We start from the raw sequence: 22,342 nt of genomic DNA, 5'->3' as shown, positions 1-22,342 counted from the left end.
ACTTTAGAAAGAAGACGCACATGCTGCTCATCTCCTGCCCCAACTGCGGCTCCCGTGACGAGACCGAGTTCCACTACGGCGGCCAGGCCCACGTGCCGTACCCGGAAAACCCGAACGAGCTGAACGACCGCGAATGGGCCGAGTACCTGTTCTACCGGGATAACACCAAGGGCGCCTTCGCCGAACGCTGGCTGCACAGCACCGGCTGCCGCCAGTGGTTCAACATGCTCCGCGATACCGTCACGTACGAGATCCAGGCGATCTACCCGATGGGCACGCCCCGGCCGGATGCCGCCGGTCAGTTGACCGCCGAAACGGGCACCGCCAGCCTGGCCCCGGACAGCACAACCACCGGGACCGCGGCACCCAGCATTTCAGGGACAAGCATGTCCGGCACCAGCACAACCTCCGCCAGCACCACCGCCCCGGAAGGAGCAACCAAGTGACTTCCCAGAACGCCCGCCTCGCCGCCGGCGGACGCATCGACCGCACCATCTCCTGGCGTTTCACCGTGGACGGCGAGGAGTTCACCGGCCACCCCGGCGATACCCTCGCCTCGGCCCTGATCGCCAACGGCCGCATCAACGCCGGCAACTCCCTCTACGAGGACCGGCCCCGCGGCATCATGTCCGCCGGCGTGGAGGAATCCAACGCGATGGTGAAGATCGCCGCGCGTTTCCCCGGCGACGTGGCCGAATCCATGCTTCCCGCCACTACCGTCACCCTGGTGGACGGCCTGAAGGCGGAACTCCTCAGCGGGCTGGGCAAGCTCGACCCGGCCGAGGACCGCGCCGAGTACGACAAGAAGTACGTCCACACCGACGTCCTGGTGGTCGGCGGCGGCCCTGCCGGCCTGGCCGCGGCCCGTGAAGCGGTCCGTTCCGGCGCCCGCGTGATGCTCCTGGACGACCAGCCCGAGCTGGGCGGATCCCTCCTCTCCGGATCAACGGCACCCGAACTGGCTGAGACCATCGAGGGCAAGCCCGCCCTGGAGTGGGTGGCGGACGTCGAAGCCGAGCTCGTCTCCGGTGCCGAGTCCACCGTCCTGAACCGCACCACGGCCTTCGGCGCCTACGACGCCAACTACGTGATCGCCGTGCAGAACCGCACGGACCACCTGTCCTCCCCCGCCGCCCCCGGGGTCTCCCGGCAGCGTATTTGGCACATCCGTGCCAACCAGGTGGTGCTGGCCCCCGGCGCCCACGAGCGCCCGCTGGTGTTCGAGAACAACGACCGGCCCGGCATCATGCTCGCCTCCGCAGTCCGCAGCTACCTCAACCGCTATGCAGTGGCCGCCGGCCGGCGCGTGGTCATCAGCACCACGAATGACAGCGCCTACGCCCTGGCCGCGGACCTCCGCGCCGCCGGCGTGAAGCTCGCCGCCGTGGTGGACGCCCGTCCGCAGCTCACCGCGGTGGCCGCTGCCGCCGTCGAAGCCGGCACGCGGGTGCTGATCGGCAGTGCCGTGGCCAACACGTCTTCGCAGTCGGCAGACGGCCGCGTGGACGGCGTCACCGTCCGCAGCATTAACGCCGACGGCGAGCTCACCTCGGGCGTCGAACAGATCGCCTGCGATCTCCTGGCTGTTTCCGGCGGCTGGAGCCCGCTGGTGCACCTGCACTCCCAGCGGCAGGGCAAGCTGCGCTGGGACGACGAACTGGCCGCCTTTGTGCCGAGCACCGTGGTTCCCAACCAGCAGACCATCGGCTCGGGCCGCGGGAGCTTCGCCTTGGAGGATTGCCTCGCCGAGGGCGTCTCCGCCGGCGCTTCCGCAGCCATCGCTGCCGGGTTCGCGTCCGCCGTCGTTCCTCTCGTCCTGGCGGAGCCGAAGGCCTCCGCCCCCACCCGCCAGCTGTGGCTCGTCCCCGGCGAGACCGGGACCCCGGATGACTGGCACCAGCACTACGTCGACTTCCAGCGCGACCAGTCCGTGGCTGACGTGCTGCGTTCCACCGGAGCCGGCATGCGGTCCGTGGAGCACATCAAGCGCTACACCTCCATCAGCACCGCCAACGACCAGGGCAAGACCTCCGGCGTCAACGCGATCGGCGTCATTGCCGCCGCCCTCCGGACCGCCGGTGAAGCATCCCGCGGCATCGGCGACATCGGCACCACCACCTACCGCGCACCGTTCACCCCGGTGGCGTTCGCGGCACTGGCCGGACGCCAGCGGGGCGAGCTGTTCGATCCCGCCCGCAAGACCTCAATCCACCCTTGGCACGTGGCCAAGGGTGCCCTGTTCGAGGACGTCGGGCAGTGGAAGCGGCCCTGGTACTACCCGCAGGACGGGGAGGACATGGACACGGCCGTGCTGCGCGAGTGCGCTGCCGTCCGCGACTCCGTGGGCTTCATGGACGCCACCACCCTGGGCAAGATCGAAATCCGGGGCAAGGACGCCGGCGAGTTCCTGAACCGGATCTACACCAACGCCTTCAAGAAGCTCGCCCCGGGTTCCGCCCGCTACGGCGTGATGTGCATGGCGGACGGCATGATCTTCGACGACGGCGTGACCCTGCGCCTGGACGAGGAGACCTACTTCATGACCACCACCACCGGCGGCGCCGCCAAGGTGCTGGACTGGCTGGAGGAATGGCTGCAGACCGAGTGGCCGGAACTGGACGTGCACTGCACCTCGGTGACCGAACAGTGGAGCACCATTGCCGTCGTCGGACCCAAATCCCGCGCAGTCCTCGCGAAGGTGGCGCCGGGACTGGCCGCCAACGGCGGACTGGAGGCCGAAGCCTTCCCGTTCATGACCTTCCGCGAAACCACCCTGGCCTCCGGCGTCCGCGCCCGGGTCTGCCGGATCTCCTTCTCCGGCGAACTGGCCTACGAAATCAACGTGCCGTCCTGGTACGGGCTGAACACCTGGGAAGCCGTGGCCGCCGCCGGGGCCGAGTTCAACATCACCCCCTACGGCACCGAGACCATGCACGTGCTCCGCGCCGAGAAGGGCTACCCGATCGTCGGGCAGGACACGGACGGCACCGTCACCCCGCAGGACGCGGGCATGGAATGGATCGTCTCCAAGGCCAAGGACTTCATCGGCAAGCGCTCCTACGCCCGGGCCGACGGCCAGCGCGAGGACCGCAAGCACCTGGTCAGCGTGCTGCCGGTGGACGGGACGCTGCGGCTGCCCGAAGGCACCCAGCTCGTTGAGAAGGGCCGTTCCACCAACCCGGCCTACGGGCCGGTCCCGATGGAAGGCTTCGTCACCTCCAGCTACCACAGCGCGGCACTCGGCAGGTCCTTCGGCCTGGCCCTGATCAAGAACGGCCGCAACCGCATCGGCGAAACCCTCGTGGCTGCTGCCGGCGACCAGCTGGTGGACGTCGTCGTCGCCGAAACCGTACTTTTTGACCCCGAAGGGACCCGCAAAGATGGCTGAAACAGCAGCACCCGCAACCTCCTACCAGAAGAACCTCTCACTCCGCGTCAGCCCTGCCGCCCGGCTCCGGGCAGACTTTGAAACCGGGTCCGTCCCCGGCGTGGTGGAGATCAGCGAAGTGGCATTCCTGACCATGGTGGGCCTCCGGGCCAACCGGGACAGCGACGCCGGACAGCGCATCGCCTCCGTCACCGGCGGCCTGCCCGAAAAGTGCGGCAGCGTGGCCGGCGCCGGTGAGACGTCCGTGCTGTGGCTCGGCCCGGAAGAGTTCCTGGTGGTGGCTCCGAGGGAAGCGCACGAATCCCTTGGCGGCGACCTGATCCAGGCGCTCCGGGAAGCGCTCGGCGATGGCGCTGGCCAGGTGGTGGACCTCTCCGCAAACCGCACCACGTTCGAGCTCACCGGGCCGCGGGCCCGCGCCGTCCTGGAAAAGGGCTGCTCGCTGGACCTGCACCCGCGCGTCCTGAAGGCCGGAACAGCCCTCTCGACGGAGGTCGGCAACATCCCCGTGGTCCTGTGGAAGACCGGCGACGAGAGCTACCGGATTTTCCCCCGCGCCTCGTTCGCCGATTTCCTGGGCCGCTGGCTCCTGGACGCCATGCGCGAATACGCCTCGCCTGAGGTCCCCTAAATGGCACTCAGCGTCCTGGACCTGTTCACCGTTGGCATCGGGCCGTCGTCGTCACACACGGTAGGCCCGATGCGGGCGGCGAAGCTGTTCGCCGACGGACTCAAGGGCGACGGACTCCTGAGCTCCACCCGGCGCGTGCAGGCCGAACTGTTCGGTTCGCTGGGCGCCACCGGGCGGGGCCACGGTTCGGACAAGGCCGTGGTCCTGGGCTTCAAGGGCCTGGACCCCGAAACCGTGGATACGTCGACAGCGGATGACCAGGTGGCTGCGGCCGCCCTCGACGCCGAACTGTGGTTGGGCGGCGACCACCGGGTGGACTTCAACTGGGACGAGGACGTGGTCCTCCACCGGCGGAAGTCCCTCCCGGCCCACCCCAACGGCATGACCTTCCGCGCCCTGGACCACACCGGGGCTGTCCTGAGCGAACGGAGCTTCTATTCGATTGGCGGCGGCTTCGTGGTGGACGGGGACGCCGACGCCGGCGACCGCGTGGTGGCTGACGCCACGGTCCTTCCATATCCCTTCACGACGGCGGACGAGCTGCTGGAGATCTGCAGCCGTGAAGGCATGTCCATCTCGGACGTGATGCTCGCCAATGAGCTGACCTGGCGGACGGAAGCGGAACTGAGGGAAGAACTGCTGAAGCTCTGGGCCGTCATGCGCGAATGCGTGGACAACGGCTGCGCCGCGGAAGGAATCCTGCCGGGCGGCCTCAACGTACGCCGCCGCGCGCCGTCGTTGTTCCAGACCCTGACGGCGGACACCGGCGTGACCGATCCGCTCCGGGCGATGGAGTGGGTGAACCTGTTCGCCCTCGCCGTGAACGAGGAGAACGCCGCAGGCGGCCGGATCGTCACCGCGCCCACCAACGGCGCGGCCGGCATCGTCCCGGCGGTGCTGCACTACTACGTGAAGTTCGTGCCCGGCGCCAACGACGACGGCGTGGTCCGCTTCCTGCTGGCCGCGGCCGCCGTCGGAATCCTGTTCAAGATCAACGCCTCCATCTCCGGTGCCGAGGTGGGCTGCCAGGGCGAGGTGGGTTCCGCCTGCTCCATGGCCGCCGCCGGGCTCTGCGAGGTCCTGGGCGGCACGCCCGCCCAGGTGGAGAACGCCGCCGAGGTGGGCATTGAACACAACCTGGGCCTGACGTGCGACCCCGTGGGCGGGCTGGTGCAGATCCCCTGCATCGAGCGCAACGCCATCGCCAGCGTCAAGGCCATCAACGCCGCCCGCCTTGCCCTGCACGGCGACGGCAGCCACAAGGTTTCCCTCGACAAGGCCATCAAAACGATGCGCGAGACGGGTGCCGACATGAAAACCAAGTACAAGGAAACGTCCCGAGGGGGCCTTGCCGTGAATGTGATCGAGTGCTGAGCCATGACTGCCATTGAGACTGAAACTTCCCTTTCCACGCCGGTGACCACAGTGGAGCATGTCCTCACGCTGGACTGCAGCGAGTCGCCGGGCATCGTCCACGCCGTGTCCGGCTTCCTCCTGGAGCACGGCTGCGACATCATCGACAACCAGCAGTTCGGCGAGCGTTCCGAAGGGCACTTCTTCATGCGGGTGCATTTTGCGTCCGACGGCGATGCCTCCACCGCGGACACGCTGCGGACCGCGTTTGGTCCCGTTGCGGAGCGCTTTGGGATGCGCTGGCGGCTGGAGCCGCACGGTTCCAAGCGGCGGGTGCTGATCATGGTGTCCAAGTTCGGGCACTGCCTCAACGACCTCCTGTTCCGGGCGCGGATCGGCGAACTGCCGGTGGACGTGGTGGCGGTGGTGTCCAACCACACCGACCACCAGGCTTTGGTGGAGTGGCACGGGATCCCGTTCTTCCACGTGCCCGTCACGCCCGACAGCAAGCCTGCGGCCGAGGCGCGCCTGCTGGAGCTCGTGGACGAGTTCGACGTGGAGCTCGTGGTGCTGGCCCGCTACATGCAGGTGCTCAGCGACAACCTCACCCGCAAACTCGACGGCAAGGCCATCAACATCCACCACTCGTTCCTGCCCAGCTTCAAGGGCGCCAAGCCATACCACCAGGCGTACGCGCGCGGTGTGAAGACCGTTGGTGCGACGGCCCACTACGTCAACAGTGAGCTGGATGAGGGCCCGATCATCTCGCAGCAGACCGTGGAGGTGGACCACACCTACGGGCCCGAGGACCTGGTGGCCGCCGGCCGCGACACCGAGTGCAAGGCCCTGTCCAACGCCGTGCGGTGGCACTGCGAGGGCCGGGTGATCCTGCAGGGCAACCGCACCGTGGTGCTGCGGTAGCCGCTGACCCGCCCTCCCCACCCGACGCTCTCTCACTTAACGCGGGTTTTCGGGCGACCCTCTCTCACCTGATGTGCGTTTTCGGGTGACCCTCTCTCACTTGATGTGGGTTTTCGGGCGACCCTCTCTCACCTTGGGGGATCATTGCCGTAGCTGTTCTGGGAGCCCCCTCCCCGGCCGGGAATCGAGTACTACAGTGGATGCATGGCTGCCAGCCGCAATCCGCTCGACGACCTGCGCGAAACCATCGGCCGTCTGGCCGATCAGCTCAAGCTGCCTGGTTCGGAACGCGTCGACGACCTGGTCGGCGATCTCATGGCTGCGAGGCCCGGGCCGGCCCGGCCGCTGTCCGAGGTGCAGGCCGAGCTCGACGCGCTGGTCGGGCTGGAGACAGTGAAGGAACAGGTGCGGGCGCTCGTCGCACTGCTCCAGGTCCAGGCCCGCCGTAAGGCGCACGGCCTGCCGGAGGTGGCCACGTCACAGCATCTGGTGTTCCTCGGAAACCCGGGCACGGGCAAGACCACCGTCGCGCGGCTCCTGGCCGAGATGTACCGCGCGGTCGGTCTGCTGCAGAAAGGACACCTGGTCGAGGTAGACCGTTCAGGCCTGGTGGGGCAGTACGTCGGCACGACCGCCATCAAAACGGACCGGGTGATCCGGCGTGCGCTGGACGGCGTCCTGTTTATCGACGAGGCCTACGCACTGGCCCCGGAGGACGGCCGGATGGACTTCGGCCCCGAGGCGATAGAGGTCCTGCTCAAGCGGATGGAGGACCACCGCCACCGCCTGGTCGTGATCGTGGCCGGGTACCCGCGGCTGATGGAGTCCTTCTTGCTCTCGAACCCCGGACTGCGCTCCAGGTTCGCCCGCGAGATCACGTTCCCCGATTACTCCGTTGACGCCCTACAGACGATCTTCCACCGGATGCTGGCCCAGCACGAGTACAGGCTGGAGCCGGGTGCGGACCAGATGCTGCGCCGCATCTTCACCGGGCTCCACGCGGGCGAGGACTCCGGTAATGCACGGTTCGCCCGCACGCTGTTCGAGCAGGCACTCAACCGTCAGGCGCTGAGACTGTCGCGCGACGAGGAACAAAGTCTCGACGCGCTCGATCGTGAGGCCGTCATGACGCTCACCGCGGACGACATCGTTGAGGCCGCGCTGGCCTTGGGCGAGGAGCCGGAACCGGAACCGAGGCCCGAACCGGAACAGCCACGCTGGTGGCGCTGGCTGGCCTGACCGCATCTACGGCGGCTGTCAGGCGAACCCGGACGCCTGAGGGTGATCAAGCCAGCTATTCCGGAGCGCCCGCTTAATCCTCTGTACTGCGCGCTGAAATTCGTCCGCAAGATCGTCCTTATCGAAGACCAGGACGGTCCAGCCGGCGGATTCGAAGGCCTTGTCCCGCCTCCTGTCGCTGAGGATCTGTGCCTCACCGAGGTGATGTCCGCCGTCGTACTGGATCGCAAGGCGGCGATGACGGTAGCCCAGATCGGCCGACGGCGACCGCGCGTCTCCCGCGCGCAACGGCACCTGGAGTCCGGGCTCCGGCAGCCCGGCGTCGGCAATGGCCAAGCGAAGCAACGTTTCCGGCGCGGAGTCTGCACCCACCCGGATCAGATCCAGCGCTTCACGGGCGCGGACGACGCCTTGCAAATTCGGGTGGCGGCCCACCAGCATCCGAAGGCCCGCGATGGTGTCATAGGGCTCCGTCCTCCCCTAGAAATCCACCCGCGGGACGCGGACCAGTTGGTCACCCATGCTGACCAGGTCATGGAGCGGCAGCACGCGTGCCAAGTCGAGCCAGGTGCGGGACCGCGTGCTCAGGCGGATGCCGTCGACAAGTTCGATCTCGTCTTCACGTGCCAGCACGGTATGGCCGAACACGCCCTTCCGGCGGACTGATGGCAGCGAACGCGGCTTGCTGAGATGCAGTTCCGTGGAATCAGCAAGCCACGGAGGCAGTACCTGGCAGCGAAGCCGGGCGGCGGTCACATGGGAGATCCAGGCTCCCGGCGACGCAGCCGACAACGCCCTGGCCGCGCCTTCCAAATCAAAGTCCCAGTCCACAGGGCGGTAGAGGCCGCGGCCCACGTTAATCACATCCTTGCGCCGGAGCCGGTTTACGGTGACGCCGGAAGCCCGGGCAGCGCCGAAGGTGAAGGGAGCCGTTGCCAACGGCAGGGGCAGGACTTGCTTTCGCATGCTGGCATTGTGCCCCGATACGGCAGGACGCTGCAGAAGTTATCCACAGGCCTGCCGTCGCGGCGCGGGAGGTGAGAGAGGGATGCCCCGAAACCGACATTAAGTGAGAGAGCGTTGTCAAAAAACCGACATCACGCTTCCCCAACACCGGGGCGAGGTTCACGCCGTCGGCCGTCCGCGAGTCGTGGCCGGTGGCTGCCGCCGGCTGAACCCGCACAGAACGGAATCCGAGGAACGATACCCAAAGGGCGCTGACGTGGGACGACTAAGTGATGGTTGACTCTCCTCCCCGCCAGGCCGAAGCTTTGGGAATGACAAACGAACCCGAAGTGCGGGCCCTCATGGCTGTTGTCGATCGGCTGGCGGAGCGCTTCCCCGAGGAACCGCGCTCCGTCATTGAAAACGTGGTCGCCGAAGAACACCGCGTCCTCGATGACGGCCCTATCCGGGACTACGTGCCGGTCCTGGTGGAACGGGCTGCAAGGCTCCGTTTGACCCAGCATTAGCGGACATCGCTCTTAAGCTTTGTCCGGGCCAGGGACTACACTGAACTGATCGAACATATATTCGAATTAGGGTGTGTTGTGGGCGTAATTGTCGGTCCCCGCGTGATAGATGCGGGCGTCTCATTATTCTCGGTGCTGATCTCGCCCGTGCCGGTGGCCGCGGGCTTTCCGTCACCGGCACAGGACTACTTCGATGGCCGGATCGATCTCAATGCCCACCTGATCAAGGACATCACCAGCACCTACGTTGTCAGGGTGACCGGCGACTCGATGGAAGGCGCGGGGATCAGCGACGGGGATGAGCTGATCGTGAACCGGGCACTGGAACCCAAGGATGGATCCGTCGTCGTCGCCGTCCTGGACGGCGAGCTGACCGTCAAGCGCCTGCGCCTCACCGGGACCGGGGTGGTGCTGCAGGCCGAGAACCCGAGGTACCCGGATATCCGGGTCCAGGCGCTGTCCGAACTGACCATCTGGGGCGTTGCAACCAGGTGCCTGCACCATGTCTAGGCCGGGCCTCATGCGGCAGATGCCGCAGATCGCCCATGTGGACGTGAACTGCTTCTACGCCTCCGCCGAGCGCGCGTTCGATCCCTCGCTGGAGGGCAAGCCGCTGGTGGTCCTGTCCAACAACGACGGCTGCGCGGTGACCCGTTCCCCCGAAGCCAAAGCCTTAGGCATTGCCGTGGGAGAGCCCTGGTTCAAGCTCGCACCCCGCGCCAAGGAATGGGGCTTGGTGGCCAGGTCCAGCAACTATGAGCTCTATGGCGACATCAGCGCCCGGGTGATGGAACTGCTGGCCAGGTATTCCGCGTGGCTTGAGGTCTACAGCATCGACGAAGCCTTCCTCGGAGTGAAGGGCAGCCCGGAGCAGCTGCTGGCGCTGGGCAGGACCATGAAGGATATAGTCCGCCGGAACGTTGGCGTGCCGGTGTGTGTCGGGATTGCGCCCACCAAAACGCTGGCCAAGCTGTCCAATAAGTGGGCCAAGAACAATCCCGTGTTTGCGGGGGTCTGCCACTGGGACAGCGTCCCGGCGCCCCTGCGGGAGGAACTGCTGAGGCGCCTGCCCGTGGAGGAGATCTGGGGCATCGCCGGGCGCCTGACCAGGCGCCTGAACGCCATCGGCATCCACTCCATCCTGGACCTCAGCCGGGCCCACCCTGTTGCCATCCGGGATAAGTTCTCCGTTGTGGTGATGCGCACCGTCCTGGAACTGAACGGCACGCCCTGCATCCCCATGGAAGAGGAACGCATCGGCCGGGACCAGCTGATCTTTTCCCGCTCCTTCTCCGCTCCGGTCACCACCGCGGCCGGGCTGCGGCAGGTCCTCAGCGTCTACGGCCAGCATGCGAGCGCCCGGCTCGCGAATCACGGGCTGCAGGCCAAAGTCCTCACCGCATCCGCTGGCACGTCCCCCTTCAGCGGGCACGAACAGGCCCACCCGTCGGTGTGCGTCGTACTGCCGATGCCCACGGCGGATCCGCTCCTGCTCACCAAGGCGGCGCACGCCCTGCTGCCCACCATCCGGGACGGCCTCAAGTACGTCAAAGTGGGGCTTATGCTCACGGACCTGCGCCCCTCCGGCAACCAGTCCCCGCTGGAACTGTTCGAGAACCCGCACGAGGAACGCCACATCGGCACCCTGCTTGAAGACGTCAGCAACCGTTTTGGCCGGGCCTCCATCGGGTTGGGGCACGCCGGCATCAGGTCCGGCCTGGACTGGACCATGAAGCGCACCATGCGGTCGCCCCGGTACACGACGCATTGGGACGAGCTCCCCCTCGTCAGGGCTGCGTAGACGCTCCTGCCGGGGCCGCCCCAAAGACGCCCCGCGACGTTTCTTGACGCCCCGCTACGCCCTGTTGAGCGTTCGCGACCTTCCGTGAACGCCCGCTACGGGAATGATTGTGGGGCTGCCGGGCGCTCCGTAATCTCGTCTCAGCATCCGCCCCCAGCAAAGGAAATTCCCATGTCAGACCCTTCGAACAAGAGCCCCAGGAACCAGCCCGCCTCCACGCGCATCGTGGCCGGACAGTCCGCCGCTCCCAAGCGCTCCCTCGGCAGGAAGATCGGCATCGGCGCTGCACTGCTCGCCCTGTTGGGCGGAGGCGCCGCCATCGCGGCGGCGGTGAACAGCGGCGGCACTCCCGCTGCCGTGCAGGAAACCGCACCCGCCGGGAACCCCGCCGCCGAATTGAAGCTTGGCTACTTCGGCAACGTCACCCACGCGCCCGCCCTGGTGGGCGTCAGCCAGGGCTACATCGCCGGCGAACTGGGCGACACCAAGCTCAGCACCCAGGTATTCAACGCCGGGCCGGCAGCCATTGAGGCACTTAATGCCGGCGCCATCGACGCCACCTACATCGGCCCCAATCCGGCCATCAACTCGTTCGTCAAGAGCGGCGGCGAGTCGATCAACATCATCGCCGGCGCTGCAGCCGGCGGTGCCCAGCTGGTGGTCAAGTCGGACATCAACTCCGTCGCCGACCTCAAGGGCAAGACCCTCGCCTCCCCGCAGCTCGGTGGCACGCAGGACGTCGCCCTCCGCGCCTGGCTGGCTTCGCAGGGCTACAAGACCAACGTTGACGGCAGCGGCGACGTTGCCATCAACCCCACGGAGAACGCCCAGACCCTGAAGCTGTTCCAGGACGGAAAGCTCGACGGCGCGTGGCTGCCCGAGCCCTGGGCCTCCCGCCTGGTGCTGACCGCCGGCGCCAAGGTGCTGGTGGACGAAAAGGACCTGTGGGACGGCGCGCTGTCCGGCAAGCCGGGCGAGTTCCCCACCACCATCCTGATCGTGAACCAGAAGTTCGCCGCGGACCACCCGGACACAGTGAAGGCCCTCCTGAAAGGGCACGTGAAGTCGGTCGAGTGGCTGAACGGAGCAGCCGACGGCGAGAAGGCCAGCGTCATCAACGCCGCCCTCAAGGAAGCCGCGGGCGCCGAGCTGAAACCCGACGTCATCGACCGGTCCCTGAAGAACATCGTGTTCACCGTGGACCCGCTGGCCGGAACCTACCAGAAGCTCCTGGCCGACGGCGTGACCGCCGGAACCACTAAGCAGGCGGACATCAACGGCATCTTCGACCTGCGGGCGCTCAACGGCGTCGCCGGCGATAAGACCTCGGCCGCGGGGCTCGGCAAGGAATAGGTCCCCAGCCAACACGCTCTCTCACTTAATGCGCCATCCTGGCCGCACGCTCTCTCACTTTTCTTTAGAAAGGGAGAGAGCGTTGGCGGTTTAGGCGCATTAAATGAGAGAGCGCTGGCCATTTAAGCGCGTTAAGTGAGAGAGCGTCGCATCGGAGCAGCCGAACTAGCCTGGCTACCCCTCAGCAGGCGCCCCGTTCAACTCAGCCCGCGTGGGCGGGTTCGCGCCCGGCCGGGACACCGTAACAGCCGCCGCCTTCGCCGCATGGGCCAGGAGTCCCTCCAGTCCCTCCGCCGGGAGTTCGCGCAGGTCCTTCCGGTTCTGGGCTCCGTCCAGGCCGCGGTCCACCAGGCCGGAGAGCAGCGCCGCCATGAACGAGTCACCGGCGCCCACGGTATCCGCCACCTCAACCTTGGGAGCCTCCACCTGGGCTTCGCCCGCCCGGCACACACCCCACGGCCCGTCTGCTCCGCGCGTGACCACCACCAGCGCCGGCCCTTCCTCCCCGCCCAGGGACAGCCAGCGGCGCGCGGCGTCCAGCACGTCAAGGTCCGGGTAGAGCCAGGCGAGGTCCTCATCGGACGCCTTCACAACGTCCGCCAGGGACACGAACTTCTCCGCGTGGCGGCGCGCGTAATCCACATCGGTGATGATGCTGGGCCGGCAGTTGGGGTCGAAGCTGATGGTGGCGTGCGGGTGGGCGAATTCGACGGCGGCAAGCACCTCGGTGGCGCCCGGCGCCAGCATCGTGGCAATGGACCCCGTGTGCAGCAGGGTGGTTCCCTGCAGCATGAACGCGAGCCGGTCGGCGATGCCGGGAAGCTGCCAGGTGAGGTCGAACGTGTAGGTGGCGGCGCCGTCGTCGTCAATCAGCGCGGTGGCCACGCTGGTGGGCAGGTCGTCCGGCCCCATGGGAAGCATCACGGAACTGGCGCGCAGGTGCGCCGCGACGGAATCACCATAGGCGTCCCGGCCGTACCGGCCGATGAACTGCACCGGGTGGTCGAGGCGGGCCAGGCCCACTGCGACATTCAGGGGACTGCCGCCCACGTGGGCTTCGATTCCGGAGGCGCGCTGGACAACGTCGACGAGGCCTTCGCCTATAACTGTGAGCATGCTCATACTCTGCCAGAGGAGAGGCTAACCGGCACGTTGCTAAGCACGATGACGCTTAGCCCAGTGCAGCCGCTCCCCGTGCCAGCCGGGTGATCTCCGCCCAGTATTCGCCCTCAACCGCGGCCCGCGGTGTGAGCCAGCTGCCGCCCACGCAGGTGACGTTGGGCAGGGACAGATACCCGGGGGCGGATTCCAGGCTCACCCCGCCGGTGGGGCAGAACTGCACCTCCGGGATCGGCGCGCCGATGGCCGCGAGGTATTTCGGTCCGCCCGCCGGGCCGGCCGGGAAGAACTTCATGGCGCTGAGTCCGCGCTCCAGGACGGCCATCACTTCGCCGACCGTGGCCACGCCGGGCAGCACCGGCACGCCAAGCTGCAGCATGTGGTCCAGCAGGGAACGCGTCACTCCCGGGCTGACCAGGAACTGCGCACCTGCGGCCACGGCGGCATCGGCCTGGGCCGGGGTAAGGATGGTTCCGGCACCCAGCAGGATCTCCGGCACTTCAGCGGCGATGCGCTTCATCGACTCAAGGGCGCTGCCGGTCCGCAGCGTGAGCTCGATGATCCGGACCCCGCCGTCGGCCAGTGCCCGCGCCACCGGAACGGCGTGCTGCGGGTCGGCGATGGTGACCACCGGGATGACCGGTGAAACGTGCAGGACGCTGGTTGCGTCAGCCATGGATGATCTCTTTTCTCAGGCCGTCCAGCCCGTCGATGTCGATGGTGCGGTACCAGTGCGTCAGCAGGTCCGCGAAGGTGGTGTTGGCTGCGAGCGCCGGATCGAAGATGCTCCGCATGCCCAGCAGCGCAGGGACAACGGCTTCCGCCGTGCGTCCGGCCGGCAGGGCCGCCTGGAGTTCCGCGGCGAGGGGATCGTTCAGCTCCGACGCCGGGGTCGAGGCCACGTGGTGCATCCACGCAGCGACGGCAAGCGCAGCCCAGCGCGGTTCGCGGCCGGTTTCAAGGTTTGTGTTCACGGTGGTCAGCAGCCGCAAGCCGATCTTTTGCGACCCGTCACTGCCCACTTTGGCCGTTGTGTGGCCCAGCGCCGGGTTGGCGAACCGTTCAAGCACCTGGCCGCAGTATTCGTCGCCGTCCAGGCCGGCTGGAAGGCTGATGGTGGGGAGCGCGTCATCAGCCATCATCAGGCGGCAGGCAGTCCGGAAGGCGTCCTCCCCCACGGCGCCGCTGATGGTCGCCTTGCCCGTTGCCAGGCCCAGGTATGCAAGCATCGAGTGGCTCGCATTCAGCAGCCGCAGCTTGGCTGCCTCCCAGGCCGCGACGTCCTCACTGAACAGCGCGCCGGCGCGCTCCCAGGCGGGGCGCTCCGCCGCGAATTTGTCCTCGATCACCCACTGCATAAAGGGTTCAGCCACCACGGCGGCCTCGTCCCGGAGTCCCAGGTCACGTTCGACGGCGGCCAGGTCACCTTCCGTGGTGGCGGGCACCATCCGGTCCACCATCGTGTTGGGGAACGTGACGTTTTGCCCCAGCCAGGCGAGCAGCGGCGCGGACTCCGCGTCCGGAAGGGCCCCGGCAAATGCCCGCACCAGGTTGCCGGTCAGCTCACCGTTGCCGGGGAGGTTGTCGCAGGAGACGACGGTCAGCGGACCGCCCCCGGAACGGGCGCGCTTCTGGATGCCACGGGCTATCTGTCCGACGGCGGTGAGCGGCGGCCTGCCGGCGAGGTCCGCCGCAACCTGCTCGTCGGCGGTGTTGAGCGAGCCGGTGTGCGGGTCGATGCGGTAGCCCTTTTCGGTGACCGTCAGCGTCACTACCTTGGTGGTTTCGGCTGCGATCCGGTCCACCACTGCATCCGGCCGGTCCTTCCCGGAAATGGCCTCCACGATGCTTGAGACCACGCGCAGCGGAGCGGCGCCAGTGCCCCGTTCCGCCACGGAGAACAGCCCGTCCTGCGGTGCCAGCTGGCGTGCCACGGTGTCCGAGCGCTGGGTCACCCCGATGATTCCCCAGTCCGCTGAGCCGGTGGCGAGCATGGCGTCCTCGGTGAACACTGCGGTGTGGGCGCGGGCGAAAGCGCCGAGGCCCAGGTGGACGATGCCGGGGCTGATGGGAGAGCCTGCCAGGGGTGCGCGGTGCTTGCCGTGCGCGGGGAGGGCCGCGGCATTCAGGCGTGTGATGGCGCTGCTCCTTCGCGGGCAAGGCGGGCGGGAGATCCCGCTGCGTGGGCCCGGGTCTGTTCCAGCGTGGGGATGAACCCGGTGCCTCCCTTGCCGCCAACCACCAGCGATGCCGCGGCGGCGCCGCAACGGGCGGCCTCGGCGAAGCCGTCCCCGAGGATCATCCGTGCGGTCAGGGTGCCTACGAAAGCGTCTCCGGCGCCGGTCTGGTCCACCACGGCGGGGGCCGGAATGGAGTCGATCCAGGCGGTTTCGGCTGCGCCGTCCCGGCCCTCACCGTCAAGCTGGATTCCGTCCGCGCCGCAGGTGACCGCGACGTTCCGGGCACCAAGGCCGCGCAGCCGCGCGGCGGCCTCGGTCGGGGTGGAGGTGCCCAGGAGGGCGCCCGTCTCGCCGGGGAAGGAGGGGGTGACCAGGAACGCACGGGGCGCGAGCTGCAGCAGGGCCGCCGTCGCATCCTCCACGGACGTGAGCCGGGGGCGGAAGTTGGGATCGAAGACAAAGCGTTGGGCCACGGAGGCGGCCTTGACGACGGCGGCGCGCGCCGTCGTCGAAATGGCGCAGGCGATGCCGCCGGCCACCACGGCGCCCGCGGCCGAAAAGACTGCGGGGTCCACGTCGTCCGGCCCCAGCGTGGACCCGACGCTGCCGCTGCGTGCGTAGGAAAACTCCCGCTGCCCGTCCGGGTCGCAGTGCACCAGGTACACGCCCTGCTGTCCCGGCCGGAACCTGAGCAGCTCCGGGGAAACGCCGAGTTCCACGATCCGGGCGGCGATGGCGCGGCCAAGGTCGTCGTCGGTCAGGACCGCGAGCAGGCCCACGCGGGCGCCGGCCGCCGCGGCCGACGCCGCAACGTTAAGCGCGTCACCCGAGATGCCAAGCTGCGCCGGCACGCCGTGGCCGAAGGCCTGGTCGGTGGCCACCTCGACGAGGATCTCGCCCATCACCAGTACGTCGAACTGTTGCTGCACTGCCTCACTCACCAGTCATGCACCGATCCATCGAGCCGCCGGTTGACGGGCAGGTATTTGGGGTCGAACGGAAACCGGGCGGCGGCTTCCTCGTTGAACTCTACGCCGATGCCGGGCGCGTCCCCTGGATGCATGTAGCCGTCACTGAAGGTGTAGGACGTGCTGAACACCTCGTTGGCGGGCTCCCGGTGGCCCATGTATTCCTGGATGCCGAAGTTGGGGATGCTCATGTCCACGTGGAGGGCAGCGGCGAAGGAGGCGGGCGAGAGGTCGCCCGCGCCGTGCGAGCCCGAGCGCACGCCGTAGAGGTCTGCGAGGGAGAAGATCCGGCGCAGGTGGGTGATGCCGCCGGCGTGTGAAACCGAGGTGCGGATGTAGTCGATCAGCCGTTCGGTGATCAGCTGCTGGCAGTCCCAGATGGAGTTGAGGACCTCACCCACGGCGACGGGCGTGGTGGTGTGCTGGCGGATCAGGCGGAACGCCGACTGGTCTTCGGCCGGCGTCGGGTCCTCGATCCAGAACGGCCGGTACTGCTCCAGCGAGGCGCCTAAACGGCCCGCCTCGATCGGGGACAGCCGGTGGTGGACGTCGTGCAGGACGTGCACGCCGTAACCGAACTCTTCGCGCACATGGGCCATCATCTTCGGCGCGAAGTCCAGGTACGCCGTCGTCTCCCACATGTCTTCCTGGGGCACGTTGCCGCTGGCAGGCTCGTAAAGCTTGCCGTCCACGGGGGCGATGCCATAGGTCTTCTCCAGCCCGGGTACAGCGGCCTGGGCGCGGATTGCCTTGTAGCCGAGGTCCAGGTGGTGCTGGAAGTCGGCGCTGAGGTCCTCGAGGCTGGACCCGCTGGCGTGCCCGTATACCATAACGCCCTCGCGGGCCGCACCGCCGAGGAGTTCGTAGACCGGCATGCCGGCGGCCTTGCCCTTGATGTCCCACAGCGCGACGTCGATGGCGGCGATCGCGGTCATGGTCACCGGTCCGCGGCGCCAGTAGGCGCCCTTGTAGAAGTACTGCCAGGCGTCCTCGATCCGGCGCGCATCGCGGCCGATCAGCAGCGGGCACAGGTGCTCTGACAGGTAGGACGCCACAGCCAGCTCGCGCCCGTTAAGGGTGGCGTCGCCGATGCCGGTGATACCGTCCTCGGTTTCGATAACGAGCGTGACGTAATTTCGTCCGGGCGACGAAACCACTACCCGTGCGTCGGTGATCTTCACTGGTTGGTCCTTCAGGTGTGTTGAGCGGAAATGTAGGTCGCAGTAAGTGTCGTTTTGAGCCCTCAAAACGACACTTACTGCTACTTAGTTGGGTCAGGCCGTAGGCGGGGTGAGGTTGAGCATGACCTTGCTGCTGCCGGAGGTCGGATCGCCGAAGACCCGCATGGCCTCGGCTGCCTGGTCGATGCCGAACTTATGGGTGATGACCGGGGATACGTCCAGGCCACCGGCCATGGCGCGGAGCGCATCGGTGATTTCATCCACAAAGCGGTAGGAGCCGACCCAGGTGATCTCCCGGGTGACCAGGTCCCCCAGGGCAGCCGGGGCCGGGGCACCCGGAAGGTTCCCCACCTGGACCAGGGTCCCGCCACGGGCCGTGGCGCGGAGGACTCCGCCCAGCACGGCGGGGATGCCGGACGCCTCGAAGACGAGCTCCATGTCCGCCGGCAGGCTTCCGCCGGTGGAGACGTTGCGGACCTCGTCGGCGCCCATGGCCGCGGCGATCTTCAGGGCAGCATCGCTGATGTCGGCGGCAATGACGGTCCTGGCTCCCGCGTACTTGGCGGCTGCCACCACCAGGGAGCCGATAGGCCCGGCGCCGTTGACCAGGACGTCCCGGCCGGTGAGGTCACCGGCGCGGCTGACCGCATGCATGGCGACGGCGAGCGGTTCGGCCAGTGCCCCGCGGAGCGTGTCCACGCCGTCGGGCAGCACCCGGATCTGGGACGCCTTGGCGAGCTTGCGTTCGCTGAAGCCGCCGTCCGTGTGCGGATCGAAGGCTGCGGATCCGAAGTACCGGATCTGCGGGTAGAGGTTGGTGCGGCCGGTGAGGCGTTCCGGCATGGTGCCGTCCCCCACGAGTTCCGCGGGGTGGACGGTGACCGGCTGGCCAACTTCCAGGTTGACGACGCCGGCACCGAGCTGGGCGATGCGTCCGGCAACCTCGTGGCCGAGGACCAGCGGCGACTTCAGTGCCGCGGTCCCCGAGGCACCGTGGCGCCAGTACGAAAGGTCGGATCCGCAGATGCCGCCCCATTCGACGTCGAGCACTACTTCCCCGGGGCCGGCAACGGGTTCCGGCCGCTCGTCGATGCGGAGATCATTGACGCCGTGGACGACAACGGCTTTCATACGGCGTCTTCCAGGCGGACCATGTCGCGACCACGGACCTCGGGTCCAACAAAGGCCGAGATGAGGGTGATCAGCGAGTAGGCGATGACCATCGCGGCCAGCGGCCACCAGTGGCCGGTGATGGCGGTGAGGGTTGCTGCCAGCAGGGGGCCGATGGCGGTGGCGAGGATGCCGCCGATTTCCTTGGCCAGGGCGAGCTGGGTGAAGCGGGTGCGGGCTCCGAAGAATTCGGCCATGGTGACGCTTTCCATGGCGAAGAGGCTGAGCACGCCCAGGTTTAGGCCGATGACCATGGCGACCGTGATGAGGACGGTGTTGCCGCTGGTGACCATCAGCATCATGGGAATGGCGAACAGGGCGGTGAGGGAGCTCAGGGCGAGATAGAGCGGCCGGCGGCCGAAGCGGTCACCGAGCATGCCCATGACCGGGATGGTCAGGAAGCCCAGGATGGAGCCGAACATGATGGCGGTGGTGCCCACGCTCTTATCGACGAGGAGGACGGTGGCGAGGTAGCCCACCAGGAAGGTCTGGACCAGCCCGGAGTTTCCTGCCTGGCCGAAGCGCAGGCCCAGGGCGATCAGGAACGCCTTGCCCTTGCGCTGGTGCAGCGCAGCCTCGATGGTGCTGGTCCTGGCCAGTTCCTCGGCAGCGGCGATTTCGCGCTTGGACAGCGCAACGCCGTCGACGACGTCTGCCCGCTCCTCGAAGACGGGGCTTTCCTTGACGTGGTGGCGGACCCACACGGCGAAGATCATCAGGACGAAGCTGAACAGGAACGGGATGCGCCAGCCCCAGCTGAGCAGGTCCGCTTCGGACAGCGTGGACACGAGGATGGCCCAGATAGCGGAGGCGGCGAGGGTTCCGGAGTTGGTGCCCAGGCAGACGAGGGAGGCGATGAGGCCGCGGCGGCGGGCCGGGGCGAACTCTGCGAGCATCACGGTTGCGCCCGCGATCTCAGCACCGGCACCGAAGCCCTGGGCCAGGCGCAGTGCCACCAGGAGGATGGGGGCCCAGATGCCGATCATCGCGTAGGTGGGGAGGACACCGATCAGCGTTGTGGAGGCGCCCATCAGGGCGATGGTGATGAAGAGGACTTTTTTGCGGCCGATCCTGTCACCCATGCGGCCGAAGTAGACGGCGCCTGCCAGGCGGGCAACATAGCCCACGCCGTAGGTGGCCATGGCGGCGATGAGGCCGATGACGGGGCTGACATCGGGGAAGAAAAGCTTGTTGAACACGATGGCGGCTGCCAGCGAGTACAGCTGGAAGTCCATGAACTCCATGGCCGTCCCCAGCCAGCCGGAGACGGCGACTTTGGCCAGTTCGCGGGTGGGTTTGGCTTCCGGCTTGGTCGTGGGCGGCGCGATGCTCTCAGTCATCTGATGCTCCTTTGCAGGCGATGAAAAACGAAGGGGAGAGTGAACGGAAGAAGCTGGGGCGGAGGATCGCAAATATGATCGGCAGGACCCCGTCACCACTACCATACAAGCACTACCATTCTAGTGTGTCAACCAATTACACTGGAGTCATGGCAACCGAAAAGAGATCCTCAGCACCGCGGCTCTCCGTGCGGGACCAGACGCTCGAGACAATCCGCCGCCGCATCATCTCCCTTCAGTTGCCGCCCGGTGAGCCGCTCTCCGAGAATGAACTGGCGCAGGAACTGGGCGTCAGCCGGACGCCGGTCCGCGAGAGCTTGATCCTGCTCCGCGAAGAGGGGCTGGTGCAGGTCTTCCCGCAGATCGGTTCCTTTGTTTCACTGGTGGATTTGGGGCGGGTCTCGGAGGCCCAGTTCGTCCGCGAGGCCATTGAGTGCGCCTCCCTCCGCGACCTTGCAGTGGACAGCTCCGGCCTTGCGGGCCTCCGGGACATCCTGAAAGCCCAGTCCCGGGCTGACGCCGACGGCGATGTGGAGGAATTCTTCCGGCTCGACGAGGACTTCCACCGGGAGCTCCTGCGGTTGGCGGGGCATGAATCGGCCTGGGCGGCCGTCAATTCGGCCAAGGCGCATCTGGACCGCGCCCGCCGCCTGAGCCTGCTGGACACCCGCCCGGTGTCCACGCTGATTGAGCAGCACACGGCCGTGGTGGACGCCTTGGAAGCCAACAACCTCGCGGATGCCGACAGCTCCCTCCGACTCCACCTCCGCGGCGTTTTCGAGGATGTGCAGCGCATCCAGGAATCCACCCCCGAGCTCTTTTCCGACGGCGCCGTAGCACGCCCCACCAGGCGGAGCGTCGCGCGGCTGGGTTAGCACCGCCTGCCGGCAGCGCGCTGTTTCAGCCGAGCAGCTCCCCCACCAGCTCCCGGCACTTCGCGTACGCCTCCGTTGTGGGATTGATCAGCGCGAAGTGGTCCCCCGGCACCATGACCAGCTGCGCGGGGACCGGTCCGGACCTGGCCGCCTCCACATAGGACACTGACATGCCCGGCGGCACGTCGGCGTCGTCCGTTGCATGCACGGCGTAGACGGGGACGCTGAGCGGCAGCGCGGCCATCGGGTCCGCGTACCTGTGCCGGCCGGGAAAGTCCGACGACGGCCCGCCCAGCAGGTTGGCCACCGCACCATCGCTGAGGTTCAGATCCTCCGCTGCCGCGAGGTTGAGCACGCCGGACTGGCTGACCACACCGGTGAGGCGGACGCCGTCGCGGCTGCCACGGGCCTCGCGGTGCTCGGCCTCCAGCCCCAGCCGGCCCAGGCGGTCCCGGCCCGCCGCCCACACTGCGAGATGGCCGCCGGCGGAATGGCCCAGGGCCACCACGTTGGCCAAGTCCAGGGCGTGGGGCCCTGCGAGCTCCTGCAGTTTGTCGATGCCCGCAAGGATGTCCGAGAAAGTGTGCGGCCAGCCCCCGCCGTTGCCCGCCCGGCGGTACTCGAGGTTCCAGGCGGCAAACCCGTGCCCGGCAAGGTCCCCGGCCAGCGGCTCCCCCAGGCCGGCACCGTACTTCGACCGCCAGTAGCCGCCGTGGATCACCACCACCACGCCGCGGCGGGCGGCGGCTCTTGGCTGCCCGGGAAGGAACAGCTCGCCCCACTGGCTGGGGTCATCGCCGTAGTAATACCTATGCCGCGTTGCCATCTGCCGAGCGTACCGCGCAGTGCATTGCCGGGCCTCAGCACAGGCCGTTGCCGGGCGGACAGCACAGTGCCATTCTGGGTGGACCTTACCCCGCGCCACCGACCGAAAGGATGGGAAAATGCCGCTCTATCTGTCAAGGTTCAGCTACACGCCGGAGACCTGGGGCCGGTTGATCAACAACCCGGAGGACCGGCGGAAAGCCGCGCAGGCGTACATCGAATCGGTGGGCGGAAAGCTCCATGGGTTCTGGTACGCCTTCGGCAGCCACGATGGCTACAACCTCTGGGAGGCGCCGGACAACGTGTCCATGGCGGCGGTGGCACTGGCCATCAGCGGGGGCGGGGCCCTGAGTTCGTTCCAAACCACGGTGCTGATGAGCGTCGAAGAGACCATGGAGGCCCTGCAGAAGGCGGCCGAGATCAAATACCAGCCTCCGGGCGCCTGAGAACCCCACCGGGCACGCCTCCCCTTCATCGAGTGCTCCGTACCGGCCCTTTTGGGACGTGAAAACGGCAGGTACGGAGC

Annotated in this window: 22 protein-coding genes; 12 read left to right on the top strand and 10 right to left on the bottom strand. The window is 67.6% G+C overall.

Translation table 11 applies throughout. The features are described 5' to 3' along the window. Window positions 1-20: 20 nt before the first annotated feature. The 6 genes from C3B78_RS00725 to C3B78_RS00700 all read left to right on the top strand — a co-directional run bounded on the left by C3B78_RS00725 (window position 21) and on the right by C3B78_RS00700 (window position 7,532). Window positions 21-446, top strand: coding sequence for a sarcosine oxidase subunit delta (locus C3B78_RS00725; protein ID WP_104996367.1), 426 nt, complete (start codon window positions 21-23; stop codon window positions 444-446). Next, a complete protein-coding gene (locus tag C3B78_RS00720) occupies window positions 443-3,388 on the top strand; it encodes a sarcosine oxidase subunit alpha family protein (protein WP_104996366.1) in 2,946 nt (981 codons plus the stop codon). The genes C3B78_RS00725 and C3B78_RS00720 overlap by 4 nt, the downstream gene beginning before the upstream one ends. After that, the gene (locus C3B78_RS00715; protein WP_104996365.1) at window positions 3,381-4,019 is read left to right on the top strand and encodes a sarcosine oxidase subunit gamma; all 639 of its coding nucleotides are present in this window, start codon (window positions 3,381-3,383) and stop codon (window positions 4,017-4,019) included. The genes C3B78_RS00720 and C3B78_RS00715 overlap by 8 nt, the downstream gene beginning before the upstream one ends. Then, window positions 4,020-5,393, top strand: a complete 1,374-nt coding sequence (locus C3B78_RS00710; RefSeq protein ID WP_104996364.1) for an L-serine ammonia-lyase — start codon at window positions 4,020-4,022, stop codon at window positions 5,391-5,393. It begins immediately after the preceding gene. Window positions 5,394-5,396: 3 nt separating this feature from the next. Then, entirely contained in the window at window positions 5,397-6,293 is an 897-nt protein-coding gene (purU, locus tag C3B78_RS00705; protein ID WP_104996363.1) for a formyltetrahydrofolate deformylase, read from the top strand. 204 nt (window positions 6,294-6,497) lie between these two features. After that, window positions 6,498-7,532 carry an AAA family ATPase gene (locus tag C3B78_RS00700; protein ID WP_104996362.1) on the top strand — a complete coding sequence of 345 codons (1,035 nt, stop codon included), beginning with the start codon at window positions 6,498-6,500 and terminating at the stop codon, window positions 7,530-7,532. A gap of 18 nt (window positions 7,533-7,550) precedes the next feature. Here the strand turns inward: C3B78_RS00700 and C3B78_RS20275 are convergent, their stop codons facing one another. Beyond that, window positions 7,551-7,973, bottom strand: coding sequence for an endonuclease domain-containing protein (locus C3B78_RS20275; RefSeq protein ID WP_324778321.1), 423 nt, complete (start codon window positions 7,971-7,973; stop codon window positions 7,551-7,553). A gap of 39 nt (window positions 7,974-8,012) precedes the next feature. Further along, entirely contained in the window at window positions 8,013-8,498 is a 486-nt protein-coding gene (locus C3B78_RS20270) for a hypothetical protein (RefSeq protein WP_324778320.1), read from the bottom strand. Window positions 8,499-8,809: 311 nt separating this feature from the next. On the opposite strand from C3B78_RS20270, the gene C3B78_RS00690 reads away from it, so the two are divergent. The 4 genes from C3B78_RS00690 (at window position 8,810) to C3B78_RS00675 (ending at window position 12,158) form a co-directional block, all read left to right on the top strand. Beyond that, window positions 8,810-9,004 (top strand): three-helix bundle dimerization domain-containing protein, encoded by a 195-nt coding sequence (locus tag C3B78_RS00690; RefSeq protein WP_157239914.1) that lies wholly within the window; start codon window positions 8,810-8,812, stop codon window positions 9,002-9,004. A 78-nt stretch (window positions 9,005-9,082) separates the two neighbouring features. After that, entirely contained in the window at window positions 9,083-9,514 is a 432-nt protein-coding gene (locus tag C3B78_RS00685) for a LexA family protein (protein ID WP_104996360.1), read from the top strand. Beyond that, the gene (locus C3B78_RS00680; RefSeq protein ID WP_442778251.1) at window positions 9,507-10,805 is read left to right on the top strand and encodes a Y-family DNA polymerase; all 1,299 of its coding nucleotides are present in this window, start codon (window positions 9,507-9,509) and stop codon (window positions 10,803-10,805) included. The genes C3B78_RS00685 and C3B78_RS00680 overlap by 8 nt, the downstream gene beginning before the upstream one ends. A 171-nt stretch (window positions 10,806-10,976) precedes the next feature. After that, a complete protein-coding gene (locus C3B78_RS00675; RefSeq protein ID WP_104996359.1) occupies window positions 10,977-12,158 on the top strand; it encodes an ABC transporter substrate-binding protein in 1,182 nt (393 codons plus the stop codon). A gap of 174 nt (window positions 12,159-12,332) precedes the next feature. On the opposite strand, the gene C3B78_RS00670 is transcribed toward C3B78_RS00675, so the two are convergent. From C3B78_RS00670 to C3B78_RS00640, 7 genes are all read right to left on the bottom strand, one after another. After that, the gene (locus tag C3B78_RS00670; protein ID WP_104999555.1) at window positions 12,333-13,274 is read right to left on the bottom strand and encodes a carbohydrate kinase family protein; all 942 of its coding nucleotides are present in this window, start codon (window positions 13,272-13,274) and stop codon (window positions 12,333-12,335) included. Window positions 13,275-13,329: 55 nt separating this feature from the next. After that, window positions 13,330-13,953, bottom strand: coding sequence for a bifunctional 4-hydroxy-2-oxoglutarate aldolase/2-dehydro-3-deoxy-phosphogluconate aldolase (gene eda / locus C3B78_RS00665; RefSeq protein ID WP_104996358.1), 624 nt, complete (start codon window positions 13,951-13,953; stop codon window positions 13,330-13,332). Further along, the gene (locus tag C3B78_RS00660) at window positions 13,946-15,325 is read right to left on the bottom strand and encodes a mannitol dehydrogenase family protein (protein ID WP_267895236.1); all 1,380 of its coding nucleotides are present in this window, start codon (window positions 15,323-15,325) and stop codon (window positions 13,946-13,948) included. The genes eda and C3B78_RS00660 overlap by 8 nt, the downstream gene beginning before the upstream one ends. Before the next feature lie 77 nt (window positions 15,326-15,402). Beyond that, window positions 15,403-16,359: a PfkB family carbohydrate kinase gene (locus C3B78_RS00655; RefSeq protein ID WP_104999554.1), complete on the bottom strand. Its 957-nt coding sequence runs from the start codon at window positions 16,357-16,359 to the stop codon at window positions 15,403-15,405. Between the two features lie 35 nt (window positions 16,360-16,394). Beyond that, entirely contained in the window at window positions 16,395-17,606 is a 1,212-nt protein-coding gene (manD, locus tag C3B78_RS00650) for a D-mannonate dehydratase ManD (RefSeq protein WP_104996357.1), read from the bottom strand. A 93-nt stretch (window positions 17,607-17,699) separates the two neighbouring features. Continuing rightward, window positions 17,700-18,737, bottom strand: a complete 1,038-nt coding sequence (locus tag C3B78_RS00645; RefSeq protein ID WP_104996356.1) for an L-idonate 5-dehydrogenase — start codon at window positions 18,735-18,737, stop codon at window positions 17,700-17,702. Beyond that, the gene (locus tag C3B78_RS00640; protein WP_104996355.1) at window positions 18,734-20,116 is read right to left on the bottom strand and encodes an MFS transporter; all 1,383 of its coding nucleotides are present in this window, start codon (window positions 20,114-20,116) and stop codon (window positions 18,734-18,736) included. Before C3B78_RS00640 ends, C3B78_RS00645 begins: the two co-directional genes overlap by 4 nt. Before the next feature lie 149 nt (window positions 20,117-20,265). Here C3B78_RS00640 and C3B78_RS00635 point away from each other — a divergent pair, with 149 nt between their 5' ends. Next, on the top strand, window positions 20,266-20,991 hold the full coding sequence (locus C3B78_RS00635) for a GntR family transcriptional regulator (RefSeq protein WP_104996354.1): 726 nt from the start codon (window positions 20,266-20,268) through the stop codon (window positions 20,989-20,991). Window positions 20,992-21,016: 25 nt separating this feature from the next. On the opposite strand, the gene C3B78_RS00630 is transcribed toward C3B78_RS00635, so the two are convergent. Continuing rightward, complete coding sequence (locus C3B78_RS00630; protein ID WP_104996353.1) at window positions 21,017-21,817, bottom strand: alpha/beta hydrolase; 801 nt, start codon at window positions 21,815-21,817, stop codon at window positions 21,017-21,019. A 118-nt stretch (window positions 21,818-21,935) separates the two neighbouring features. Here C3B78_RS00630 and C3B78_RS00625 point away from each other — a divergent pair, with 118 nt between their 5' ends. Then, window positions 21,936-22,262, top strand: coding sequence for a GYD domain-containing protein (locus tag C3B78_RS00625; RefSeq protein WP_104996352.1), 327 nt, complete (start codon window positions 21,936-21,938; stop codon window positions 22,260-22,262). Window positions 22,263-22,342: the final 80 nt, after the last annotated feature.

The sequence above is a fragment of the Arthrobacter sp. PGP41 genome, assembly GCF_002953935.1.
Classification (GTDB): domain Bacteria; phylum Actinomycetota; class Actinomycetes; order Actinomycetales; family Micrococcaceae; genus Arthrobacter.
This window is presented reverse-complemented; position numbering and strand designations above follow the sequence as displayed.

Bases quoted from the DNA above. Each gene is read 5' to 3' on its own strand.
- C3B78_RS00725 (WP_104996367.1), top strand. From the start codon at position 21: ATGCTGCTCATCTCCTGCCCCAACTGCGGCTCCCGTGACGAGACCGAG.
- C3B78_RS00645 (WP_104996356.1), bottom strand. From the start codon at position 18,737: ATGAAAGCCGTTGTCGTCCACGGCGTCAATGATCTCCGCATCGACGAG.
- C3B78_RS00630 (WP_104996353.1), bottom strand. From the start codon at position 21,817: ATGGCAACGCGGCATAGGTATTACTACGGCGATGACCCCAGCCAGTGG.
- eda (WP_104996358.1), bottom strand. From the start codon at position 13,953: ATGGCTGACGCAACCAGCGTCCTGCACGTTTCACCGGTCATCCCGGTG.
- C3B78_RS00640 (WP_104996355.1), bottom strand. From the start codon at position 20,116: ATGACTGAGAGCATCGCGCCGCCCACGACCAAGCCGGAAGCCAAACCC.
- C3B78_RS00700 (WP_104996362.1), top strand. From the start codon at position 6,498: ATGGCTGCCAGCCGCAATCCGCTCGACGACCTGCGCGAAACCATCGGC.
- C3B78_RS20275 (WP_324778321.1), bottom strand. From the start codon at position 7,973: ATGCTGGTGGGCCGCCACCCGAATTTGCAAGGCGTCGTCCGCGCCCGT.
- C3B78_RS00635 (WP_104996354.1), top strand. From the start codon at position 20,266: ATGGCAACCGAAAAGAGATCCTCAGCACCGCGGCTCTCCGTGCGGGAC.
- C3B78_RS00680 (WP_442778251.1), top strand. From the start codon at position 9,507: ATGTCTAGGCCGGGCCTCATGCGGCAGATGCCGCAGATCGCCCATGTG.
- purU (WP_104996363.1), top strand. From the start codon at position 5,397: ATGACTGCCATTGAGACTGAAACTTCCCTTTCCACGCCGGTGACCACA.
- C3B78_RS00675 (WP_104996359.1), top strand. From the start codon at position 10,977: ATGTCAGACCCTTCGAACAAGAGCCCCAGGAACCAGCCCGCCTCCACG.
- C3B78_RS00710 (WP_104996364.1), top strand. From the start codon at position 4,020: ATGGCACTCAGCGTCCTGGACCTGTTCACCGTTGGCATCGGGCCGTCG.
- C3B78_RS00690 (WP_157239914.1), top strand. From the start codon at position 8,810: ATGACAAACGAACCCGAAGTGCGGGCCCTCATGGCTGTTGTCGATCGG.
- C3B78_RS00715 (WP_104996365.1), top strand. From the start codon at position 3,381: ATGGCTGAAACAGCAGCACCCGCAACCTCCTACCAGAAGAACCTCTCA.
- C3B78_RS00670 (WP_104999555.1), bottom strand. From the start codon at position 13,274: ATGCTCACAGTTATAGGCGAAGGCCTCGTCGACGTTGTCCAGCGCGCC.
- C3B78_RS00625 (WP_104996352.1), top strand. From the start codon at position 21,936: ATGCCGCTCTATCTGTCAAGGTTCAGCTACACGCCGGAGACCTGGGGC.
- C3B78_RS00655 (WP_104999554.1), bottom strand. From the start codon at position 16,359: ATGGGCGAGATCCTCGTCGAGGTGGCCACCGACCAGGCCTTCGGCCAC.
- C3B78_RS20270 (WP_324778320.1), bottom strand. From the start codon at position 8,498: ATGCGAAAGCAAGTCCTGCCCCTGCCGTTGGCAACGGCTCCCTTCACC.